This is a genomic window from Achromobacter sp. JCM 18799, assembly GCF_055395645.1.
The window spans coordinates 1,174,046-1,195,892 of sequence record NZ_AP043866.1; the positions used below are offsets into that span (position 1 = coordinate 1,174,046).

The 21,847-nt window shown below is 65.5% G+C and carries 23 protein-coding genes; 10 read left to right on the plus strand and 13 right to left on the minus strand.

What is annotated here, in order from left to right; translation table 11 throughout:
* Together ACZ5YA_RS05610 and parS are read right to left on the minus strand one after the other, a co-directional pair.
* Nucleotides 1-516, minus strand: coding sequence for an RES family NAD+ phosphorylase (locus tag ACZ5YA_RS05610; RefSeq protein WP_059375918.1), 516 nt, complete (start codon nucleotides 514-516; stop codon nucleotides 1-3).
* Nucleotides 513-980: a type II RES/Xre toxin-antitoxin system antitoxin gene (gene parS / locus ACZ5YA_RS05615; RefSeq protein WP_251880007.1), complete on the minus strand. Its 468-nt coding sequence runs from the start codon at nucleotides 978-980 to the stop codon at nucleotides 513-515. The genes ACZ5YA_RS05610 and parS overlap by 4 nt, the downstream gene beginning before the upstream one ends.
* 193 nt (nucleotides 981-1,173) lie before the next feature.
* Between parS and ACZ5YA_RS05620 the strand changes: the two genes are divergently transcribed.
* Both ACZ5YA_RS05620 and ACZ5YA_RS05625 read left to right on the plus strand, forming a co-directional pair.
* The gene (locus ACZ5YA_RS05620; RefSeq protein ID WP_251880005.1) at nucleotides 1,174-1,551 is read left to right on the plus strand and encodes a DUF423 domain-containing protein; all 378 of its coding nucleotides are present in this window, start codon (nucleotides 1,174-1,176) and stop codon (nucleotides 1,549-1,551) included.
* 58 nt (nucleotides 1,552-1,609) lie between these two features.
* Complete coding sequence (locus tag ACZ5YA_RS05625; protein ID WP_118932462.1) at nucleotides 1,610-2,524, plus strand: DMT family transporter; 915 nt, start codon at nucleotides 1,610-1,612, stop codon at nucleotides 2,522-2,524.
* A gap of 7 nt (nucleotides 2,525-2,531) precedes the next feature.
* Here the strand turns inward: ACZ5YA_RS05625 and ACZ5YA_RS05630 are convergent, their stop codons facing one another.
* A complete protein-coding gene (locus ACZ5YA_RS05630; protein WP_059376186.1) occupies nucleotides 2,532-3,170 on the minus strand; it encodes a glutathione S-transferase family protein in 639 nt (212 codons plus the stop codon).
* 5 nt (nucleotides 3,171-3,175) lie between these two features.
* Nucleotides 3,176-4,330, minus strand: a complete 1,155-nt coding sequence (locus tag ACZ5YA_RS05635) for a PQQ-dependent sugar dehydrogenase (protein WP_306632615.1) — start codon at nucleotides 4,328-4,330, stop codon at nucleotides 3,176-3,178.
* Between the two features lie 80 nt (nucleotides 4,331-4,410).
* Here ACZ5YA_RS05635 and ACZ5YA_RS05640 point away from each other — a divergent pair, with 80 nt between their 5' ends.
* Nucleotides 4,411-5,022 (plus strand): glutathione S-transferase family protein, encoded by a 612-nt coding sequence (locus ACZ5YA_RS05640; RefSeq protein ID WP_059375907.1) that lies wholly within the window; start codon nucleotides 4,411-4,413, stop codon nucleotides 5,020-5,022.
* A gap of 36 nt (nucleotides 5,023-5,058) precedes the next feature.
* Here ACZ5YA_RS05640 and ACZ5YA_RS05645 read toward each other — a convergent pair whose 3' ends face one another.
* Nucleotides 5,059-6,024 (minus strand): LysR family transcriptional regulator, encoded by a 966-nt coding sequence (locus ACZ5YA_RS05645; RefSeq protein WP_118932465.1) that lies wholly within the window; start codon nucleotides 6,022-6,024, stop codon nucleotides 5,059-5,061.
* 133 nt (nucleotides 6,025-6,157) lie between these two features.
* Between ACZ5YA_RS05645 and ACZ5YA_RS05650 the strand changes: the two genes are divergently transcribed.
* From ACZ5YA_RS05650 to cuyB, 3 genes are read left to right on the plus strand one after another with little or no spacing between them, the layout of a single operon-like run.
* A complete protein-coding gene (locus ACZ5YA_RS05650; protein ID WP_464092181.1) occupies nucleotides 6,158-7,135 on the plus strand; it encodes a Bug family tripartite tricarboxylate transporter substrate binding protein in 978 nt (325 codons plus the stop codon).
* Nucleotides 7,136-7,137: 2 nt separating this feature from the next.
* On the plus strand, nucleotides 7,138-8,604 hold the full coding sequence (locus ACZ5YA_RS05655; protein WP_118932466.1) for an N-acyl-D-amino-acid deacylase family protein: 1,467 nt from the start codon (nucleotides 7,138-7,140) through the stop codon (nucleotides 8,602-8,604).
* Between the two features lie 55 nt (nucleotides 8,605-8,659).
* Complete coding sequence (gene cuyB / locus ACZ5YA_RS05660) at nucleotides 8,660-9,340, plus strand: cysteate racemase (RefSeq protein ID WP_373429149.1); 681 nt, start codon at nucleotides 8,660-8,662, stop codon at nucleotides 9,338-9,340.
* Between the two features lie 87 nt (nucleotides 9,341-9,427).
* On the opposite strand, the gene ACZ5YA_RS05665 is transcribed toward cuyB, so the two are convergent.
* The 7 genes from ACZ5YA_RS05665 to proC form a co-directional block, all read right to left on the minus strand.
* Nucleotides 9,428-10,129 (minus strand): ABC transporter ATP-binding protein, encoded by a 702-nt coding sequence (locus ACZ5YA_RS05665; protein WP_013393945.1) that lies wholly within the window; start codon nucleotides 10,127-10,129, stop codon nucleotides 9,428-9,430.
* Nucleotides 10,129-10,896, minus strand: coding sequence for a high-affinity branched-chain amino acid ABC transporter ATP-binding protein LivG (livG, locus tag ACZ5YA_RS05670; protein WP_013393946.1), 768 nt, complete (start codon nucleotides 10,894-10,896; stop codon nucleotides 10,129-10,131). Before livG ends, ACZ5YA_RS05665 begins: the two co-directional genes overlap by 1 nt.
* Nucleotides 10,893-12,128, minus strand: a complete 1,236-nt coding sequence (locus ACZ5YA_RS05675; RefSeq protein ID WP_059375894.1) for a high-affinity branched-chain amino acid ABC transporter permease LivM — start codon at nucleotides 12,126-12,128, stop codon at nucleotides 10,893-10,895. Before ACZ5YA_RS05675 ends, livG begins: the two co-directional genes overlap by 4 nt.
* On the minus strand, nucleotides 12,128-13,054 hold the full coding sequence (livH, locus tag ACZ5YA_RS05680) for a high-affinity branched-chain amino acid ABC transporter permease LivH (protein ID WP_054454161.1): 927 nt from the start codon (nucleotides 13,052-13,054) through the stop codon (nucleotides 12,128-12,130). The genes ACZ5YA_RS05675 and livH overlap by 1 nt, the downstream gene beginning before the upstream one ends.
* 189 nt (nucleotides 13,055-13,243) lie before the next feature.
* The gene (locus tag ACZ5YA_RS05685; protein ID WP_059375890.1) at nucleotides 13,244-14,359 is read right to left on the minus strand and encodes a high-affinity branched-chain amino acid ABC transporter substrate-binding protein; all 1,116 of its coding nucleotides are present in this window, start codon (nucleotides 14,357-14,359) and stop codon (nucleotides 13,244-13,246) included.
* Between the two features lie 431 nt (nucleotides 14,360-14,790).
* Nucleotides 14,791-15,360: a queuosine precursor transporter gene (locus ACZ5YA_RS05690; RefSeq protein ID WP_059375887.1), complete on the minus strand. Its 570-nt coding sequence runs from the start codon at nucleotides 15,358-15,360 to the stop codon at nucleotides 14,791-14,793.
* Nucleotides 15,357-16,190: a pyrroline-5-carboxylate reductase gene (proC, locus tag ACZ5YA_RS05695; protein ID WP_118932469.1), complete on the minus strand. Its 834-nt coding sequence runs from the start codon at nucleotides 16,188-16,190 to the stop codon at nucleotides 15,357-15,359. The genes ACZ5YA_RS05690 and proC overlap by 4 nt, the downstream gene beginning before the upstream one ends.
* Before the next feature lie 193 nt (nucleotides 16,191-16,383).
* Between proC and ugpB the strand changes: the two genes are divergently transcribed.
* The 4 genes from ugpB (at nucleotide 16,384) to ACZ5YA_RS05715 (ending at nucleotide 20,867) form a co-directional block, all read left to right on the plus strand.
* A complete protein-coding gene (ugpB, locus tag ACZ5YA_RS05700; protein WP_059375879.1) occupies nucleotides 16,384-17,697 on the plus strand; it encodes a sn-glycerol-3-phosphate ABC transporter substrate-binding protein UgpB in 1,314 nt (437 codons plus the stop codon).
* A gap of 198 nt (nucleotides 17,698-17,895) precedes the next feature.
* Nucleotides 17,896-18,777, plus strand: a complete 882-nt coding sequence (ugpA, locus tag ACZ5YA_RS05705) for a sn-glycerol-3-phosphate ABC transporter permease UgpA (protein ID WP_059375876.1) — start codon at nucleotides 17,896-17,898, stop codon at nucleotides 18,775-18,777.
* 21 nt (nucleotides 18,778-18,798) lie between these two features.
* Entirely contained in the window at nucleotides 18,799-19,650 is an 852-nt protein-coding gene (gene ugpE, locus ACZ5YA_RS05710) for a sn-glycerol-3-phosphate ABC transporter permease UgpE (RefSeq protein WP_013393954.1), read from the plus strand.
* Nucleotides 19,651-19,778: 128 nt separating this feature from the next.
* On the plus strand, nucleotides 19,779-20,867 hold the full coding sequence (locus tag ACZ5YA_RS05715; RefSeq protein WP_118932470.1) for a sn-glycerol-3-phosphate import ATP-binding protein UgpC: 1,089 nt from the start codon (nucleotides 19,779-19,781) through the stop codon (nucleotides 20,865-20,867).
* Nucleotides 20,868-20,950: 83 nt separating this feature from the next.
* Here the strand turns inward: ACZ5YA_RS05715 and ACZ5YA_RS05720 are convergent, their stop codons facing one another.
* Complete coding sequence (locus ACZ5YA_RS05720) at nucleotides 20,951-21,838, minus strand: MipA/OmpV family protein (protein WP_059375869.1); 888 nt, start codon at nucleotides 21,836-21,838, stop codon at nucleotides 20,951-20,953.
* Nucleotides 21,839-21,847: the final 9 nt, after the last annotated feature.

A 21,847-nucleotide genomic window follows, 5' to 3' on the forward strand; every position in this document is an offset into this window, starting at 1 on the left:
CTAGACGGGGCGCAGGCGCGGATCGTAGATGAAGCGTTCGCGCCGCACCACCACGATGTGCTCGGCGTCCGGGTGCGCCGGATTGATCAGGAAATTGCAGTCCGGCACACCCCGATAAGGCACGATGGCGCTGGGCAGTTCAAGCAGCGCCGACACGCCGGACTGCACCCAGTTGTCGCCCACGGCCTGCGAGGCTTCGGCGAAAGGCACGGCGTCCCAGAACGGATAATCCTCGTGCAACTGCGTCAGGCTCAGCGCCTGGCGGGCTTCGTGGACGGCGCGCGGCACCGCCAGTTCGATCAGATAGCGGTTGGCCTGCTCGGATGCGCGGGCCGCAAAGTGCACCACCGTTTCCAGCGCCGCCAGCGCCACGCTGGCCGAGGCATAGACCACCGCCGTACCCGGGCTGTTGTAGCGCCCGCCCACGGCCGCGGCGCCCGCCCCGCTCAAATCGTCGGCGCGGTACTTGCCTGCGGTAGTCCCGATACGCCAGATCGAAATGCTGTCGTCCGTCATGCGTAGACGCCCGCCGCGGCGCGCGCCAGCGTGTCCTCGACGATGCGGCTGCTGGCGTCGGATGTCAGCAGGGACAGCGGCTTGACGTTGCCCAGCGCGGGCACCGGCGTGTTCAGCCAGGCGACCGCTTCTTCGTCGCTGCCCAGCACCTGGCGCGCCACCCGCGCCACCCGCGCGACGCGGGCCAGGCGGTCCGATTCGCCCAGCGGCAGCATCAGGCCTTCGCGGCTCCAGCGTGACAGCGACGCCGCCTTGACCTCGGTGATGGCCATGATTTCAGACTTGGGCACCTGCAGGTAGTCGGCGGCGTCGTCGACCATCTGCGCGGGCAGGCCGCGGCGCACGTCGCGCGCCATGTCCACCAGGGGGCTGTCGACCAGGCTGCGGAACAATTGCTTGGCGCGCGCCGCCGCATGGCGCGGCGGACGCTTGGCGGGGTTTTTTTGAAGGGCGGCTACGCTCATGGCCTGGCTCCTGCAAGTCTGGAGGCCGCGGCTGCGGGCCTCCTGGAATTTCCAAATTGAATTCATGATATTCCATTTGGAATTCCCGCCACAAGATCCGTCCCCGACAGCGACACCCCCGGGGTGGAGGCTGGATTTGGGCATATCATAGGCGGCTGTAACACAATAGCTCAGACACTTATAAGGACTGGCGATGACGGACCGGCAGCTGACGATACTCGCGGCGTTGAATCTCATGGTGGCGGTGGGCGCGGGAGCCTTTGGCGCCCATGGCCTCAAGCGCATGCTGACGCCGGAATTGCTGTCCGTCTGGCAGACCGGCGTGCTGTACCACCTGATCCATGCGCTGGGCCTGTTCGTCGTCGCGCTGCTGGGCGCCCGCTACGGTTCGTCCCTGCTGTCCGCGGCTGGCGTGGTGATGTTCGTCGGCATCGTGCTGTTCTGCGGCAGCCTGTATGTGCTGTCCCTGACCGGCACGCATTGGCTGGGCGCCGTCACGCCTTTCGGCGGCGTCGCCTTCCTGGCGTCATGGGCCATGGTCGCGCTGGCGGCCTATCGCGCCCAAGGCTGAACCCTCCCCCCTTCCTTCCCTTTCGGGCGGCCGGAACCGCCGCCCTCCCAGGCTGTAGATGTCCACCTCTTCCGTACTTCCCGCCGCCCAGGCCCAATCCGCCGCAGCAGGCATCGCCTGCGTGGTGGGCGGCATTTTCTTCCTGACCTTGAGCGACGCCAACGCCAAATGGCTCGGCGCCAACTACAACCCGCTGCAGATCCTGTTCCTGCGGGCGCTCATCGCCCTGCCTTTCGTCGCCTCGCTGGCGCTGTGGCTGGGCGGACGCCGGGTCTTGCGTACCGCGCACCCCGGCCTGCACCTGACGCGCGGCGCCATCAACGTCGTCTCGGCCTATTGCTTCTATCTGGGCCTGCGCACGCTGCCGCTGGCCGAGGCCACCGCCATCGCGTTCGCCGCGCCGCTGTTCGTGACGGCGCTGTCGGTGCTGGTCCTGAAAGAACGGGTGGACGGCAAGCGCTGGCTGGCCGTGCTGGCCGGTTTTGCCGGCGTGCTGATCGTGGTGCGGCCGGGGGCCGCAACCTTCCAGGCGGCCACCTTGCTGCCGCTGGTTACCGCCTTGCTTTATGGGGTGATGATGATCACGGCGCGCGGCATCAACCGCAACGAAGGCATGCTGACGACCACGCTCTACATCGTGCTGGGCCAGCTGGTCTGTAGCGCGGTCGCCCTGCCCCTGGTATGGGAGCAGCCCGCGATGGAGGATCTGCCGTACTTCGGCGCCGTCGCGCTGTTCAGCACCCTGGGCCTGGCGCTGATCACCCAGGGATTCCGCATCGGTCCCGCCTCGGTGGTTGCGCCCTTCGACTATACCGGGCTGATCTGGGCCACCATCCTGGGCTGGATCTTCTGGCAAGAGACCCCGGACGCCTATGCCTATCTGGGCGCGCTCTTCATCGCCGGCAGCGGCGTCTACATTGCCTTGCGCGAAGCGCGGGCCAAGTCCAGGACCCGCAAGCCGGCCAAGGCCTGACGCCGGGCTACTCCGTGGGCGGCGGAAAATGCCGCTGCAGCACGCGGGCCACGTTGGGTTCCAGCGCCGCCTCGCACGCCACGGCGGTCAGCGCCGGACACTCGGATGCGAACCACGCCGGCCCGGGACGCCAATGCGTCATCACCGTCACGTACAGGTCCAGCGCCGAAAAGCGCCGGCCCAGCATGTGCGGGGCGCCAGCCTGACGTTCCAGTTCCAGCCAGATCTCCGCCCGCCGCGTGTGCACGCGCTGCCTCAGCAGCTCGGCGGCGGGGCCTGCCGTGGTCCATTGCGGCGGATCATCGCCATAGGTGAACGTGGGATAGATCGCCGCCACCAGCCGGATCAGCAAATTCAGGAATCGGGCGCGCTCAGGCTTATCGGGCGCGGGCGCCAGGCCGGCGTGGGGCGCCACGTCGTTCAGATGCAGGATCATGGCCGCGCTCTCGGTCATGACTTCGCCGTCCGGCAGGACCAGCGTGGGCACCTGCCCCAACGGATTCAATTGCAGCAGCCTGTCGCGTTCGGCGCCGGGCTTGAGGTACGGCAGGTCCGTCAAGGTGTGCGGCACGTTGGCCAGCACCAGCGCCATCTCGACGATGGCGGATCCGCAGCCCGCGGATCCGATCAGCTCATACGGTTTCATGGCGTTCACTCCCCCTGTTCGGCCGGCGCCAGGCGCAGCAACTCTCCCGGCGAGGCGTCCGTCAACACGTACACATAACCGTCCGGTCCTTGCCGCACGTCGCGTATCCGCTGCTTGCGATCCGTCAGCAGCCACTCCTGCGCCACCACGCGGTCGCCGTCCAAGGTCAGGCGGATGAGATTCTGATTGGCCAGCGCGCCGATGAACACGGAATTGCGCCAGGCGGGAAAGCGGTCGGCGCTATAGAAAGCCATGCCGCTGATGGCCGGCGACTTCGGCCACCAGTAGAGCGGCGGCTCCATGCCGGGCAGGTCGGCGCCCTTGGCTTCGGGGATGGGCTGGCCCGAATAGTTGATGCCGTGGGTAGCCAGCGGCCAGCCGTAGTTCTTGCCGCGCTGGACCAGATTGATCTCATCTCCGCCGCGCGGCCCGTGTTCGTTCTCCCAGAGCTGGCCGCTCCAGGGATTGAGCGCCATGCCCTGCGGATTGCGATGCCCGTAGGACCAGATCTCGGGCCGCGCGCCGGCCTGGCCAACGAAGGGATTGTCGGGCGGCACCGAGCCGTCGGCCTTCAGCCGCACCACCTTGCCTTGCAGCTTGTCCAGGTCCTGCGCCGTGGGCCGCTGGTTGTTCTCGCCAAGCGAGATGTACAGATAGCCCTTGCCGTCGAACACCAGCCGCGATCCGTAGTGCAGGCCCGACGACAGCTTCGGTTGCTGGCGGAACAGCACGCGGAAATCCTCCAGCGCAGTACCGTCGGCGGACAGCTTGCCGCGGCCCACGGCGGTGCCGCTCTTCGAACCGTCGGCCTCGGCATAGGACAGGTAGACATAGCGGTCCCGCGCGAAGTCCGGCGACAGCGCCACGTCCAGCAGGCCGCCCTGGCCCTGCGCCGCGACCTTGGGCACGCCGGCCAGCGGCTTGGACAATCCGCCCGGGATGCGCAGCAGCCTGAGGTTGCCGGGACGCTCGGTAATGAGCACGCCGCCTTCGGGCAGAAAAGCCATGGCCCAGGGATGATTGAGCCCGCCCACCACGGCCGTGACGCGGGCCGGGACCGATGCGGGTTCGGGCCCCGGCTGCGCGGACGCGGGCAGCGCCAAGCACAAGGAGAACGACAGGAACAGCGCGCGCGCGATTGCGGCGGGACGTGACGGCATGGGCATCTCCGGCAACGGGTGGCGTACCATATCGGCCAGGAACGGAGATCCCCGTCCTTGCTCTCAGGAGACCCCATCTGATGAAACTGTACTACATGCCCGGCGCGTGCTCGCTCGCTTCCCACATCGTTCTGGAATGGATCGGCAAACCCTATGAAACGCACAAGCTGAGCCGCGACGAGCTCAAGGGTCCGGAGTTCCTGAAGGTCAACCCGCTGGGCGCCGTGCCCGCCCTGGCGCACGACGGCTGGACCGTCACGCAGAACGCGGCGATCCTCGAATACCTGGCTGAACACGCGCCGGAACTGCAGCTGCTGGGCGACGGCTCGCCGCGCTCGCGCGCCGAAGTGCGCCGCTGGCTCGGCTTTATCAACTCGGACATCCACAAGACCTTCTCGATGATCTTCGGCGCGTCGCGTTTCGTCGGCGACGAAGGCGCGCAGAAGGAGCTGGCCGCCTCGGCTTCCGCGCTGCTGACCAAGCTGTTCGCGCAGCTGGACGGGCAGCTCGCCGGCAAGTCCTACCTGACGGGCGACAAGCCCTCCATCGCCGACGCCTACCTGTACGTGGTGCTGCGCTGGGCGCACGCCAAGGAAGTGAAGCTGTCGGGCCTGGACAACCTGGCCGCGTTCTTCAAGCGCATGGAAGCCGACAAGGGCGTCCAGGCCGCGCTCAAGGCCGAAGGCCTGTAAGGCCTCGGCGGGGCTTGCGCCGCCAGCCGCAAGCCCTCAGCTGGAAGCGCCGGGCGCCAGTTCGCGCGGCGCGCCCTCTTCCAGCGTCTTCTTCACTGCCGCCAGAAAGCGCCGCGCCAGCAAGGGCGGCGCGCTCAGATTCGAATGCGTGGCCCAGATATCCACGCTGGCCTGCGGCAATATCGGGCGCAAGACCATGTGCGCGGCCTGGTCCGGCGTCACGCACCAGGCGTCCACCAGCGCCGGCCCCAAGCCCTGTTGCACGAAAGAACAGGCGGTCACGGGCGAATGCACCTCCACCGCCGCCGCGCAGGCCGGCCCCTCGCCGAAGAAGGGCTTGAGCGCACGCGCGAGCGGCGTGCCGCGGGGATAGCCGATCCAGGCCGCGGTGGAGAAATCCTCTGGCCGCACCACCTCGCGCGCCGCCAACGGGTGGCCGGCAGGCAGCGCGCAGACGATAGGCACCCGCGCCAGGCGCACGGACCGCAGATTGGGATGATCGGGGGGCTGCATGGAGATGCCTATGTCCGCCTGGCCCGATAGAAAATACGCAGCCAGCTCGTCAAAGGTCACGCTGCGATAGTCGACGCGCGCGTCCGCATTGCGGCCGCGGAAGCGATCCAGCGCCATCGGAATGAGGCGCTGCCCGAAACTGGCGCTGGCGACGATCTTCAGCATGCCCGCGCCCGACTGGCCCAGGCTGGCAGCCAGGTCGTTCACGCGCTGGATGCCGCCGTAGACCTGCTCCACTTCCGCGTATAGCCGCCGCGCCTCGGCCGTCGGCGACAGCCGGCTCTTCACGCGTTCGAACAGCTTGTAGCCCAAGCGGCTCTCGGTCAGCGCCAGCACGCGGCTGACGGCCGGTTGCGAGACATGCAGCATGCGGCCCGCGCCGCTGATCGATCCAGCCATCATGATGGCGCGGAACACCTCGATCTGGCGCAGGTTCAAAGGCCGTCCGGCGGTGGGTCCGACCTCGTCCGCGTAGGCATGCTCATCCATTTCTTCCCCTGGCAAATCAGCACCAAACCGATAACGCCCGATTATAGGTTTTCGACATTTTTCGATGAGGGCGCGCGCGGATGCGGGGTGTAACCTGCCGGCCTCAACACCACAAAATCAAGGGGAATCCACCATGCGCAGCAAACTCTTCCGCGGCCTTTCCGCGCTGGCGCTCGGCGCCGCCATGTCGGCCGGCGCCACCGCCGGCGCCTATCCGGACAAGCCCATCACCTTCGTGGTGCCGTCGGCCGCCGGCGGCTCGCCCGACGTGCTGTCGCGCCTGATCACGACCCAGCTGGCGCGCGACACCGGCGCCACCGTGGTGGTCGAGAACCGCCCCGGCGCCGCCGGCAACATCGGCATCGCCCTGGTCAAGCGCGCCGCGCCCGACGGCTACACCGTCGGCTACGGCAACATCAACACGCTGGCCGTGAACCGTTCCCTGTTCAAGCGCCTGCCCTACGACGTGGACGCGGACCTGACGCCCGTGGCCCATCTGTTCGACCTGTACAACGCGCTGATCGTGCCGGCCGACTCGCCGATCAAGAGCGTGCAGGACCTGATCGACCGCGCCCGCAAGGAACCCGGCCGCCTGTCCTACGGCGCTTCGGGCGTGGGCACCACCGGCCACATGGGCGGCGAACTCTTCAAGAGCATGGCAAAGGTCAACGTCATGTTCATCCCGTACAACGGCGGCCCCGCCGCCATCCAGGACCTGCTGGGCGGCCGCCTGGACTACCTGTTCGTCAACACCTCGGAAGCGACCCCGCTGGTCAAGAGCGGCAAGGTCCGCGCCATCGGCGTAAGCAGCCTGAAGCGCCTGGCCCTGATGCCCGACGTGCCCACGCTGGACGAAGCTGGCCTGAAGGGCTACGAAACCGTGGCCTGGGGCGGCGTGGTGGCGCCCAAGGGCACGCCGCCGGAAGTGGTGACAACCCTGAACGCCGCCATCCAGAAGGCGCTGCAGGCGCCTGAAGTCCGCACGGGCCTGGCCACGCTGGGCGCCGAACCGGCCAGCGGCTCGCCCGCCGACTTCAAGCAGCTGATCGACCGCGAAACCGCCAAGTGGCAACGGATCATCGACGGCGCCGGCATCGAGAAGCTCGACTGAACATGAGCGCACGCATGCTGCAAGCAGACTTCATCGTGGCGGGCGCCACGCTCGTCGACGGCACCGGCGGACCCGCCCGCCAGGGCGACCTGGCGGTGCATGACGGCCGCATCGCGGCGGTGGGCAACTTCGCCCACCCCGCTGGCGTGCCGGTCATCGACGCCGGCGGCCTGGCCCTGGCGCCCGGATTCATCGACTCCCACACCCACGACGACGGCTACCTGCTGGCGCATCCGGACATGCTGCCCAAGGTCTCGCAGGGCATCACCACCGTGGTCACCGGCAATTGCGGCATCAGCCTGGCCCCCTTGGCCGGGACCGCCATCCCGCAGCCGCTGGACCTGCTGGGTCCGGCCGAACTGTTCCGTTTCAGCAGTTTCCGCGCCTGGATGGACGCGCTGCGCGCCACGCCCGCCGCTGTCAACGTGGCCCCGCTGGTCGGCCACACCACGTTGCGCGTGGCGGTCATGGACGACACCTCGCGCGCCGCCGACGCGGACGAACGCGCCGCGATGCGCGCGCTGCTGCAAGAGGCGCTGGACGCGGGCGCCTTCGGCGTATCCACCGGCACCTTCTATCCGCCGGCCAGCGCCGCGCCCACCGACGAGATCATCGACGTCTGCGCGCCGCTGCGCGGCCGTCCCGGCGTCTACGCCACCCATCTGCGCGACGAGGCAGACCACATCGTGCCGGCCATGGAAGAAGCGCTGCTGATCGGCCGCGAACTCGACTGCCGCGTGGTGTTCTCGCACCACAAGCTGGCCGGCGAGCGCAACCACGGCCGCAGCCGCGAAACCCTGGACCTGATCAGCCGCGCCGCCGCCACCCAGGCGGTGTGCCTGGATTGCCATCCCTACCCCGCCACCTCCACCATGCTGCGGCTGGACCGCGCGCGGCTGGCCAGCCGCACCATGATCACCTGGTCCAAGGGCTACCCCGAAGCCACCGGCCGCGACTTCAGCGAAGTCATGGCGGAACTGGGCTTGGACGACGAAGCCGCTGTCGCACGGCTCGCGCCTGCCGGCGCCATCTACTTCCTGATGGACCCGGCCGACGTCGGCCGCATCTTCTCGCACCCGCTGACCATGGTGGGCTCGGACGGCCTGCCCTTCGATCCGCATCCGCACCCCCGCCAATGGGGCACCTTCACCAACGTGCTGCGCGCCATGGTGCGCGAACAGCGCCTGCTGACGCTGGAAACGGCCATCCACAAAATGACCGGCCTCGCCGCGGACCAATACGGCATCGCCGAGCGCGGCCTGTTGCGGGAGGGGTATCATGCTGATCTGGTGCTGTTCGATCCCGCCACGGTGACAGATGTGGCCACTTTTTCAGCTCCCATTCAGGCAAGCCAGGGCATCCAAGCAGTTTGGGTCAATGGCAGGCAGGTCTGGGACGGGGAACGAACCAGCGCCGAACGCCCGGGCCAGGTCTTGACGCCCGGGACGGCATTACCTCGGAGTAAATAACGTGAACAGCTATTCCCAGGGTTGTTACCTGGGTGTATTGGGCGGCATGGGCCCCATGGCGGGCGCCGCCTTTGCCCTGCGCCTGGCGGCATTGACGCCCGCCGCGATCGACCAGCAGCACATCCCCACGCTGCTGCGCAACGACCCCCGCATTCCCGACCGTTCCAGCGCCTACATGGCCGGCGGCGAGAATCCCCTGCCCTACATGCAGGAAGGCGTGCGCTTTTTGCAGAACGCCGGCGCGCAGCTCATCGCCATTCCGTGCAACACGGCCCACCTCTGGTACGACCAGATCGCCGCGTCCACCGACCTGCCCGTGCTGCACATCATCCAGGCCGTCATCGACGACCTGCGCCGCCTGGGCCTGCCCGCCGGCCGCATCGGCCTGATGGGCACCGCGGCCACGCTCAAGCTGGGCCTCTACCAGCGGCATCTGGAAGCGCAAGGCTACGAGTGCATCGTGCCCGACGACGACGAAGTCGAACGTTACTGCATGGGCTCGATCCGCGCGGTCAAGGCCAACCGCCTGGAGGACGCCTACGCGCCGGCCGCCGAATGCATCGCCCGCCTCAAGGCGCGCGGCGCGGACGCCGTGGTGCTCGGCTGCACCGAACTGCCGCTGGCCGTGCCGCATGCGCTGCGCCCCAGCCTGGGCGTGACGCTGACCGACTCCATCGACGCGCTGGCGCGAGCCGCAATCGCGCACTACCAGGCCGAACAACTGCTGGCGGCCTGAGCCCGCTACTCCTTCCCCGCGCCAAGCAGGCGAAAAAAAAGGCGCATCTTCCGATGCGCCCCAATTTCCCTTCGCGGGGAATCGCAATCAGCCGCCCAGATACGCCTTGCGCACCTGATCGTTGACCAGCAGATTGGCGCCGGTGTCCTGCAACACCACGCGCCCGTTTTCCAGCACATAGCCGCGGTCGGCCACGCCCAGCGCCTTGTTGGCGTTCTGTTCGACCAGAAACACCGTCACGCCCTGCTCGCGGATCTCGCGGATGATGTCGAAGATCTGGGCGATCACCAGCGGGGCCAGGCCCAGCGTCGGCTCGTCCAGGAGCAACAGGCGCGGACGCGTCATCAGCGCGCGGCCGATCGCCAGCATCTGCTGCTCGCCGCCCGACATCAGGCCGGCGCGCTGGCTGGCGCGCTCTTTCAAGCGCGGAAACAGCCCGTACACATGGTCGATGCCCGCCTGGATCTCCTCGCGCTTGGCGAAGAAGCCGCCCATCATCAGGTTCTCGGCCACGGTCAGGTCCTTGAAGACCCGCCGCCCCTCCGGCGAAATGGCGATGCCATTGCGCATGATGTGGTGCGTGTCCTTGTGGGTGATGTCCTCGCCCTCGAACGTGATCGTGCCTTCCTTGGCGCGGGGGTTGCCGCAGACGGTCATCAGCAGCGTCGTCTTGCCCGCGCCGTTGGCGCCGATCAGCGTGACGATCTCGCCCTTGTTGACCTCCACCGACACCCCGTTCAACGCCTGGATGGCGCCGTAGTAGGTATGAATGTTATCCAGCTTAAGCATTACTCTTCCCCCAGGTACGCCTTGATGACGCGCTCGTCGTTGCGCACCTGCTCGGGGGTGCCGGTAGTGATGGGCTTGCCATGCTCCATGACCAGAATGCGGTCGGAGATGCCCATGATCAGGCTCATGTCGTGCTCGATCAGCAGCACCGCGACGCCGAACTCGCGCCGCAACTGGTCGATCAGCGACTGCAGATCGCGCTTTTCCTGAGGATTCAGGCCCGCCGCCGGTTCGTCCAGCATCAGCAGACGCGGCTTGGTGATCATGCAGCGCGCGATCTCCAGGCGGCGCTGGTGGCCGTAGGCCAGGTTGCCGGCCTCGCGGTTGGCGAACTCGCGCAAACCCATGAAATCCAGCCATTGCGCGGCGCGCGCCAGCGCGTCGGTCTCGGATTGGCGATAGGACTTGAGCTTAAGCAGGCCTGGCAAGAGCCGCGACTCCACCTGCGTGTGCTGCGCGACCAGCAGGTTTTCCAGCACGGTCAGCTGCTTGAACAGGCGCACGTTCTGGAAGGTACGCACCAGCCCGTGGCGCGCCACCTTGTGGCTGGGCAAACCGGTGATGGCCTTGCCGTCCATGGTGATGTCGCCCGCCGTCGGCGCATAGAAGCCGCCCACGCAGTTGAACACGGTGGTCTTGCCTGCCCCATTGGGGCCGATGATGGCGAACACCTCGTCGGATTTGACTTCGAACGCCACGCTGTCCACGGCCAGCAGGCCGCCGAACCGCATGGTGAGTCCGGATACTTTCAGCAATGCCTCGCTCATTTAGCCAACTCCACATGGGGACGCTTCATGGGCAACAACCCCTGCGGACGCCACATCATCATCAATACCATCACCAGGCCGAACATCAGCATCCGGTACTCGGCGAACTCGCGCGCCACTTCCGGCAACACCGTCAGCAGCACCGCGGCCAGGATCACGCCCACCTGCGAGCCCATGCCGCCCAGCACCACGATGGCCAGGATCAGCGCGGATTCGATGAAGGTGAAGGACTCCGGATTCACCATGCCCTGGCGCGCCGCGAAGAACGCGCCGCCGAAACCGGCGAACATGGCGCCCAGCGTGAACGCGGACAGCTTGATCCGCGTGGGATTCAGCCCCAGCGAACGGCAGGCGATCTCGTCCTCGCGCAGCGCTTCCCAGGCCCGGCCGACCGGCATGCGGATCAGCCGCGTCGACACGAACAGCGTGACCAGCGCCAGCAACAACGCCATCAGGTACAGGTACACCACCATGTCCTGGTTCTGGAAGTTCCAGCCCATGAATTCATGGAACGTGGTGCCGCCTTCCGTGCTGGCGCGGCGCGTCATTTCCAGGCCGAACACCGTCGGCTTGGGGATGCCCGAGATGCCGTCCGGACCGCCGGTCAGCGTGTTCAGGTTGATCAGCAAGAGGCGGATCATTTCACCGAAGCCCAGCGTCACGATGGCGAGGTAGTCGCCGCGCAATCGCAATACCGGAAAGCCCAGGATGAAGCCGAACAGCGCGGCCATGGCGCCCGAGAACGGCAGCGCTTCCCAGAAGCTCCAGCCGCCCCAGTGGTACAGCAAGGCGTAGGTATAGGCGCCGACGGCGTAGAAGCCTACGAAGCCCAGATCCAGCAGGCCGGCGAAACCCACGACGATGTTCAGGCCCAGGCCCAGCATCACGTAGATCAGCACCAGCGTGGCGATGTCCACCGAACTGCGTCCGGCGAAGAACGGCCACACCACCGCTATCGCCAACAGCAACAACGCGAGCGGCTTGTGGGTCTTGACAGGCGCCGCCGGCAAGGTCGGCAGGCTCGTCTTGAGCTTCTGGAACGGCTTGGCGATCCAGGGGCGCAGCAGCTGGAACACGAACACGATCGCGGCGGCAATCGCCACCAGCGACCAGTTCGATTCCATCGTGGTGCGGGCGCCCTGGCGGATCAACTGCAGGCCGAAGACGGGGGTGACGATGACTGCCGTCAGCACGGCCGCCATCGTGGCGTTTTTCAGATTGTTGTTCGACATCAGACTTTTTCCACCTCAGGTTTGCCCAACAGCCCGGTGGGACGGAACAGCAGGATCAGGATCAGCAGCGAGAACGCCACGATGTCCTTGTACTGTGAGGAGATGTAGGCAGCCGCGAAGGTCTCGGCCAGCCCCAGCAGCACGCCGCCCAGCATGGCGCCGGGGATGCTGCCGATGCCGCCCAGCACTGCCGCGGTAAAGGCCTTGATGCCGGCTAGGAAGCCGATGAAGGGATTGAGCTTGCCGATGGTGATGGCGATCAGCACGCCGCCCACCGCCGCCAGGATCGCGCCCATCACGAAGGTGAACGAGATCACGCGGTTGGTGTCGATGCCCAGCAGGTTCGCCATGTGCATGTCCTGCGAGCAGGCGCGCGAGGCGCGGCCCATGCGGGAATACTTGATGAACAGCGTCAGCCCGATCATCAGCACCACCGTGACCACGATGATCATGATGCGCGAATACGGCACCGTCACGTCGAAATCGGAGCCCATGTGGAACTGCACGGCGCCCGACACCAGCGATGGCACGGCCATGTCGCGCGCGCCCTGGCCCAGGGCCACCCAGTTCTGCAGGAAGATCGACATGCCGATGGCCGAGATCAGCGCCACCAGGCGGGGACTGCCGCGCACCGGCCTGTAGGCGACGCGCTCGACGCTAAAGCCGTAGATGCCCGTGACCACGATGGCCACGACCAGCATGGCCGCGATGATGAACGGTATCGGCAAGCCGCTATTGGTGCCGATGGCCGTCAAGGTGACCAGGCCGACATAGGCGCCGATCATATAGATTTCGCCGTGAGCGAAGTTGATCATACCGATGATGCCGTAGACCATTGTGTAGCCGATGGCAATCAACGCATAGATCGCGCCCAGAGACAATCCGTTGAAGAATTGCTGGGTAAGTTGGGGTATGAGGTCAGACATTATTTCTCTTGCTCCAAATGGTTCCGGCCCCGGTGGAGAGACCCGGAGCCGGAAACCTGGGCGTATTTTATAAGGGCCTGGCATCTGCGCCCGCCGGCCGCACAGCGCTTTTGGCGCATCGCTACGCGGATTACGGCAGAACGAGGACGACAGGCCCTACACGCCGGCGACGCCGGCGGGATCGCGAGTTTACAGCTGGGTCTTCTTGCCGTCCTTATCCCATTTATAGACGGCGAACTCGAAGTTCTTCAGGTCGCCCTTGGCGTCGTACTCGACCTTGCCGATGCCGGTGTTGAAAGTGGTCTTGTGCATATAGTCGGCCACCTTGGCGGGGTCTTCGCCCACCGCGTTGATGCTGTCGGCCAGGATCTGCACGGCGGCGTACGCCGGCATCTGGAAGGCGCCGTCCGGATCGCGCTTGGCGTCCTTGAAGGCCTTCACGATGCTCTCGTTGCCGGGCAGCTTGGTGAAGTCGGCCGGCAGCGTGACCAGCAGGCCGTCGATGGCCGGGCCGGCGATCGCCACCAGATCCTGGTTGGCGGTGCCTTCCGGACCCATGAACTGGACCTTCAGGCCTTGTTCGCGCGATTGGCGCAGCAACAGACCCAGCTCGGGGTGGTAGCCGCCGAAATAGACGAGGTCCACGCCAGCCGACTTGAGCTTGGTGATGATGGCCGAGTAATCGCTGTCGCCGACGTTGATGCCTTCGAACATGGCGACGTTCACGCCTTCCTTGCCCAGCGAATCGCGGACCTGGGTGGCCACGCCCGAACCGTAGGTCTGCTTGTCATGCAGCACGGCGACCTTCTTCGGCTTCAGGGTCTTGGCGATGTAGTTGGCGGCGTACGGACCTTGCTGGTCGTCGCGGCCGATGGTGCGGAAGAAGTAATGCGGCTTGATCGTGTCGGTGACCAGCGGCGAGGTCGCGCCCGGGGTGATGCCGACGATGCCCTCTTCCTCGTAGACCTTGACGGCAGCCACGGTCACGCCCGAGCACGCATGGGCCACGGCGAACTTGGCGCCGGAGTTGACCACGCGGTTGGCGGCCGGCACGGCCTGCTTGGGTTCGCAGCCGTCATCGATGAGGATGGGTTCGAGCTTCTTGCCCTTGACGCCGCCCTTGGCGTTGATGGTCTCGATCGCGGTCAATGCGCCGGCCTGGATCTGGTCGCCGTATTGCGTATTGGGGCCGGTCATGGGCTGGGGAATGCCGATCTTGATCGTGTCGGCGGCGTGCGCGGCGCCAGCCAAGGCAAGTGCCCCAAGCGCCATGGCTACCGGGGTAAGGCGATTCAGAAACTTCATGCGGAGTTCTCCAGCGAGGTTTTGAGCGGCTCTGTCCGACGCGGTTTATCGGTTGGGTAATCCGTTAATCCTCGTCGCCCGTCGCCGGCTTCTTGGGCAAAAACACGGTGTGGCCGGTATTCTGGAAGCAAGCCGCCATACTGTCACTGCGTGTAATCCCCAATATTTTGGCGCGCACCTTTAATCGTGACGGATAGCCGGGGCAAACCCATGAAATCGTTGGAGAATCCGCAAGAAAATCGTATTTATCATCTGGCGCGCCATCCGAAATTGTGCTTTGGGATATATATAGCCGCCGATTAATACGCTGTTTAAAGACGCATTTAAATACAGTGCTTACGCAGGACTTACGAATAATAATTAACGTGCGTAGTTATTCACTGGATTAAAGCCCGGGGCGGCCTGAAGACCACAGGCGCCCCGCCGCATGCTCAGGCATTGGCCGGCTTGGCCAGATTCCACATCAGCGCCCGGAAAGGCGCCAGCATGCTGATATTGACCGCGAGCTTGATCGCCAGGTCGCCCATCATCCAGGTCATCCAGGGCGCGCCGGTAGCCGCGAAAGCCACGCTGAAGAACACGGCCGTGTCCAGGATGGCCCCAAGCACGCCCGACACCAAGGGCGCGCGCCACCAGCGCTGGTCGCGCAATCGGTCGAACACCTGGATGTCGACCAGTTGCGCGCAGATATAGGCCAGGCCCGAAGCCAGCGCGATGCGCGGCGAGGCCACCCATACCGACACGACCAGGGCGGCGGCAAAACCGAACCAGACCACTCGGCGCGCGGCCGCCGGGCCGAAACGGCGATTCAGCACGTCCGTGACCAGGAAGGCGACCGGATAGGACAGCCCGCCCCAGGTCAGCCAGTCATTCAGCGGCACCTGCACCAGGATGTTCGAACCGACCACCACCACCAGCATGCACAGCACGGCGATGGCGAATTGCGGCCGGCTCATGAGCGCAAAGCGCCGGGAGCCCGCGCTCCCGTCCGCGGCCGTCATTTGCCGAACTCCTCCGCCAGCTCGCGCGAGCGTTGGGCGGCGGCCGCCATGGCGTCTTCGACGATGCCGGCAAACCCGGCCGCGCCGAACGCATTGAGCGCCGCGGCCGTGGTGCCGCCCTTGGACGTCACACGTTCGCGCAGCGTGGCCAGCGGTTCAGAAGACTCGGCGGCAAGGCGCGTCGCCCCAGCCAGCGTGCCCAACGCCAATTGCTTGGCTTGCTCGGCCGTCAGGCCGACCTTCTGCCCGCCGGCCACCAGCGCTTCCAGGAACAGGAACACATACGCCGGGCCGCTGCCCGACAACGCGGTCACGCCATCGAGCGCGGCGTCGTCGGCGACCCACACCACGTCGCCCACGCTGGACAGCAATCGGGCCGCCAGGTCGCGGTCGGCTGCGTCCACCCCATCCAGGGCCGCCAGGCCGGTGATGCCGGCGCCCACCAGGGCCGGCGTGTTCGGCATGCAGCGCACCAGGCGCTTGAACGGCGCGTCGGGCGTGCCTAGCCAGGCGGCCAGCGTATCGGCGCGGATGCCGGCCGCCACGCTTACCACCAAAGTGTCTTCACGCAACCATTGACGCGTGGAAGCCACAACGTCCTTCATGTTCTGTGGCTTGACAGCGAACACCCAGACCCGGCACCGCGCCAGGGCCTCGCCCGGAGCCGTCGCGGTGGTCATGCCGCGAGCCTGCCAGGCGGCATGCGAATCCTGGTTTATGTCAATGACATGTATGTTGCCGGCGGCGCATACTTTGCCGGCCAGGCCGGAGGCCAGCGCAGCGGCCATATTGCCGCCACCGATGAACGCAATCGAAAGTTCGTTTTTCATAGGGGCCGATTGTAAACGGGAGTTCTCGTTGGGAAAAAAAAGAAAAATGTTCGTTCGCGCCTAAAACGCGCAATTTGACAGGCGTTTGGAGTGATGTGAAAGTCACGGTTTTGTCACAAACAATTCATAAGGTGTCGTGTTTTCTGCGCCCGGACAACCCGGTCGCGTCACGCCCAACTGGAGGAACCTCTCTATGCGATCCCACCGTATTGCCTTAACCTTTGCCGCCATCATGACGGCTTTCGCAGGCGCCTCCGCGCATGCCGCCACCGAGATCCAATTCTGGCACTCGATGGAAGGCGCGCTGGGCGACCGCGTGAACGGCCTGGTCGACGAATTCAACAAAAAGAACCCCGACTACCAAGTCAAGGCAGTCTACAAGGGCAACTACGGTGAATCCATGAACGCCGGCATCGCCGCGTTCCGCGCCGGCAACGCCCCGGACATCCTCCAGGTGTTCGAAGTCGGCACCGCCACCATGATGTACGCCAAGGGCGCCATCAAGCCGGTCCAGCAGATGTCGGAAGAAGTCGGCAACCCGATCGATCCGAAGGAATTCATCGGCGCCGTGGCCGGCTACTACTCGTCGGCCGACGGCAAGCTGGTGTCGATGCCCTTCAACAGCTCGACCGTGGTGTTCTACTACAACAAGGACGCCTTCAAGAAGGCCGGCCTGGACGCCGACAAGCCGCCCAAGACCTGGGAAGAGCTGGCTGCCGCCGGCCAGAAGCTGAAGGCCGCCGGCCAGGAATGCGGCTACACCACCTCCTGGCCGTCGTGGGTCCAGCTGGAAACGTTCTCGGCCTGGCATAACGTGCCGTACGCCACCAAGGACAACGGTTTCGGCGGCCTGGACGCCCGCATCGCCATCAACACCCCGCTGCACGTGCGCCACCTGGAAAACCTGGCCAAGCTGGGCAAGGAAGGCATCTTCATGTACGGCGGCCGCGGCGACGAGCCGAACTCGCTGTTCATCAGCGGCAAGTGCGCCATGATCACCGGCTCGTCCGGCCTGCGCGCCAACATCGCCAAAAACGCCAAGTTCGAATTCGGCACCTCGACCCTGCCCTACTACGCCGACGTGCAAGGCGCGCCGCAGAACACCATCATCGGCGGCGCTTCGCTGTGGGTCTTCGCCAACAAGAAGCCGGAAACCTATAAGGGCGTGACCGCGTTCTTCAAGTTCCTGGCCAGCCCGGAAATCGCCGCCCGCTGGCACCAGCAGACCGGCTACGTGCCTGTCACCAAGGCCGCTTACGAGCTGACCAAGAAGGACGGCTTCTACGACAAGAACCCGGGCACCGAAGTCGGCGTCAAGCAGCTGAACGTCGAAACCACCGCGCAATCGCGCGGCCTGCGCCTGGGCTTCCTGCCGCAGATCCGTGAAATCGAAGACGCCGAAATCGAACGCATCGTTTCGGGCAAGGTCAGCGCCAAGGACGGCGCCGACAACATCGTCAAGCGCGGCAACGAACTGCTGGAAAAATTCGAGAAGAGTGTAAAGTAACGCCCTTCCGCGACGTCAGCCCAGTCCTGTCAATCGGTATTTTCCATGCCATAACAAGGACTTGGGCTGTTTTGCACCAGGCAGTACAAGGCTTAAGGCCCTGGGGTTTTTAGGGCTTTAAGCCTGTCGCATTTTACGAAGGCGGTTTCAGGCGGCGGTTACTCCAACCGCCGCTTTTCTGTACCTTGGGTTCCCCCTATGGAAAAACGTGTTGTATTCGGGCACAAGACCTTGCCCTATCTGCTGCTCCTGCCGCAGATCATCATTACCGTGGTCTTCTTCTTCCTGCCGGCCGGCCAGGCCATGTGGCAATCGCTGCGGCTGGAAGATGCATTCGGCTTGTCCTCCGAGTTCGTCGGACTGGACAACTTCATGGAACTGTTCTCGCAACAGGCCTACCTGGATTCCTTCCGCGTCACCGCCGTGTTCTCGATCCTCGTGGCGGTGGTCGGGCTGGGCGTGTCCTTGCTGCTGGCCGTCATGGCAGATCGCGTCATCCGCGGCGCCGGGCTCTACAAGACACTGCTGATCTGGCCCTATGCCGTGGCGCCCGCCGTCGTCGGCGTGCTGTGGCTGTTCCTGTTTTCGCCTTCCGTCGGCATCCTGGCCGTGGCCCTGCGGCATGCCGGCGTCGACTGGAATCCGCGCCTGGACGGCAACCAGGCCATGACCCTGGTGCTGATCGCCGCGGTATGGAAGCAGGTGTCGTACAACTTCCTGTTCTTCCTGGCCGGCCTGCAATCGATTCCGCGCTCGCTCATCGAAGCCGCCGCGATCGACGGCGCCAGCCCGTCGCGCCGCTTCTGGAGCATCGTGTTCCCGCTGCTCTCGCCCACCACGTTCTTCCTGCTGGTGGTCAACATCATCTATGCCTTCTTCGACACCTTCGCCGTGGTGGACACCACCACGCAGGGCGGTCCGGGCACGTCGACCTCCATCCTGGTCTACAAGGTGTACAGCGACGGCTTCCGCGGCCTGGACCTCGGTTCGTCCGCGGCGCAGTCGGTGGTGCTGATGTTCATTGTGATTGCCTTGACGGTCGTGCAGTTCCGCTACGTCGACCGCAAAGTGCAGTATTGATTTTGTCCGAGGCTATAAACAATGGTTGAACGCCGTCCCTGGCTGGATATTCTGGCCCACGTCATCCTGCTTTGCGGCGTGGCGATGGTGGCATTTCCGCTCTATGTCACTTTCGTCGCGTCCACCCAGACCGCGCAGGAAGTGGCGTCCGCGCCGATGTCCCTCATCCCCGGCAAGCATTTCGTCGACAACTACATGCAGGCGCTGTTCGGCGGTTCGTCCGGCGGTTCGTCGGGCGCGCCCGTGGGCCGCATGATGTACGTCAGCCTGATCATGGCGCTGGCGATTTCCATCGGCAAGATCGCCATCTCGCTGCTGTCGGCCTTCGCGGTGGTGTACTTCCGCTTCCCCGGCCGCATGTTCTTCTTCTGGATGATCTTCGTCACCCTGATGCTGCCCGTCGAAGTCCGCATCGCGCCCACCTACAAGGTCGTGGCCGACCTCGGCCTGCTCAACAGCTACGCCGGCCTGACCCTGCCGCTGATCGCCTCGGCGACCGCGACCTTCCTGTTCCGCCAGTTCTTCCTGACGGTGCCTGACGAGCTGATCGAGGCCGCGCGCATCGACGGCGCGGGTCCGGTGCGCTTCTTCCGCGACGTGCTGCTGCCCTTGTCCAAGACCAGCATCGCCGCGCTGTTCGTGATCCAGTTCATCTACGGCTGGAACCAATACCTGTGGCCGCTGCTCGTGACCACGCAGGAAGACATGTACCCCGTCGTCATCGGCATCAAGCGGATGATCAGCGGCGGCGACAGCGTGACCGAATGGAACATCACCATGGCTACCGCCATGCTCGCGATGATCCCGCCGGCGCTGGTCGTCATCCTGATGCAGAAATGGTTCGTCAAGGGTCTGGTCGACACTGAAAAATGACCCCCACGCCGCGCCTTCGGCTTGCTGCCCCCCAGGGGGGCGTTTTCATCTTGAGACGGCTCGGCGATGAAAAGGTGCCCCCTGCCCGCCCTCGCCCACCCGAACACGACTCCGAACACGAATAACTCATGGCTACTCTCAGCTTCCGTAACGTCAAGAAAACCTACGCCGGCAATGTGCCGGTCATCCATGGCATCGACATGGACGTCAAGGACGGCGAATTCATCGTCATCGTCGGCCCGTCGGGCTGCGGCAAATCCACGCTGATGCGCATGGTCGCCGGCCTGGAAACCGTCACCAGCGGCGAAATCCTCATTGACGACAAGGTCGTCAACAACCTGGAACCCGCCGAGCGCGACATCGCGATGGTGTTCCAGAACTACGCGCTCTACCCGCACATGACCGTGTTCGAGAACATGGCCTACGGCTTGAAGATCCGCAAGTTCTCCAAGGACGAGATCAAGAAGCGCGTGGATGTGGCCGCGCAGATCCTGGAACTCGGCCACCTGCTGGACCGCCGCCCGCGCGCGTTGTCCGGCGGACAACGCCAGCGCGTGGCCATGGGCCGCGCCATCGTGCGCGAACCCAAGGTGTTCCTGTTCGACGAACCGCTGTCGAACCTGGACGCCAAGCTGCGGGTGGCGATGCGCCTGGAAATCATGAAGCTGCATCGCCGCCTGGGCACCACCAGCCTGTACGTGACCCACGACCAGGTCGAAGCCATGACGCTGGCCCACCGCATGATCGTCATGTACCAGGGTGTGCCTGAACAGATCGGCACGCCGATGGAAGTATTCGAAAAGCCCGCCTCGACCTTCGTCGCCGGCTTCATCGGTTCGCCGCCGATGAACCTGATGGAAGTGAACGTGGCCGGCGACGGCACGGTGCAGACGCTGGACGGCATCGCGCTGGATATCTCGCCGCTGCAGGTGCCCTCCCAGGTGCGCGGCCGCAAGATCATCATGGGCATGCGTCCCGAGCACATGCTGCTGAACACCCAGGGCGTGCCGGCCGAAGTCGAAATGGTCGAAACGCTGGGCTCCGAACAGCTGGTCCACAGCCGCTGCGGCAAGAACATGCTGGTCGTGCGTTGCACCACGCGCCAGCTGTCCGAGTCCTCGGCCAAGGTCGGCGACCGCGTCAACCTGGGCCCGGACGGCCGCCATCCGCTGCATTGGTTCGAGGCCGACAGCGGCCGCCGCGTGCAAGGCCTGTAAACCATCCCTGGCCGGAAGCCGGCGGCAATGCCCGCCCGCTTCCGCCTAGCCCGCTCCCGTCCGGGAACGGGCTTTTCCCCCGATCAATACGAGTACGTCATCATGGTGCCGATGGAGTACTGCGCACGGTCCCGCACGATGGGACTGTCCGCCGCGTCGCCATACAGGCGCCGGGCTTCCGCCGCCGTGGTCCACGACCAGGACTTGGAGAGCGGCACGGTCCACGTCGCGCCCAGGCCCACGCTTTCCAGGCCGCCCTTGGGCGTGTACTTGCGATAGCCCGAGTTCGCCGACTGCTTGCCGCTCACGCCATACCAGGTGCGCATGTAGTTGCCGTCGCCGAAGGTGCCGGACAAGGCCAGCGAGATCGCTCCAGCGCTGCCTTCGTACACGGTGGTGCTGGCTCCCAGGTTGAACATCGTGTAGGCGCTGCCCACGTCCCGGTCATCGCCCTTCTTGAAGGCATGCGCGATCGTGGCCGACAAGGTCACCGGGCCCAGCGTGGTTTCGGCATCCATGCCGATCTGCGCACGGCTCTTGATGTCGCCCATGCCGCGCAACTTGTCCGAGCCCTGGTAGCCCTTCTTGTGGTCCTTGCGCGCCGCGCTGGGCTGCAGATAGAAGCTGAATGTGCTGTTCAGCGCGTGCGTCTCCCAGCCGAGGCCGCGGTCGGTACCGAGGAAGAAGCCGCCCGGACTGCGCACGCCTGCGCCGAAGATCGGCGTCGCGGAGTACTCGTCGCTGCCGCTGTAGCGCGGCGCGTAGCCTGCGCCCAGCGTGCCGTAGAACAGCCATTCGTCCGCCGGTCCCTCCCCGGTCGCCACCGTCAACCCGCGCGAGCTGGCCCCGCGCTGGCCGTAGACGGAACTGTTCGCAGCGTCATCGGCCAGGGACAGTCCCGGGACTAAAGCCAGCAGACACGCGACGCCGGCGCCGCGTTTAAACAGGGTGGAACGGATTTTTCGCTTCATAACAGCTTC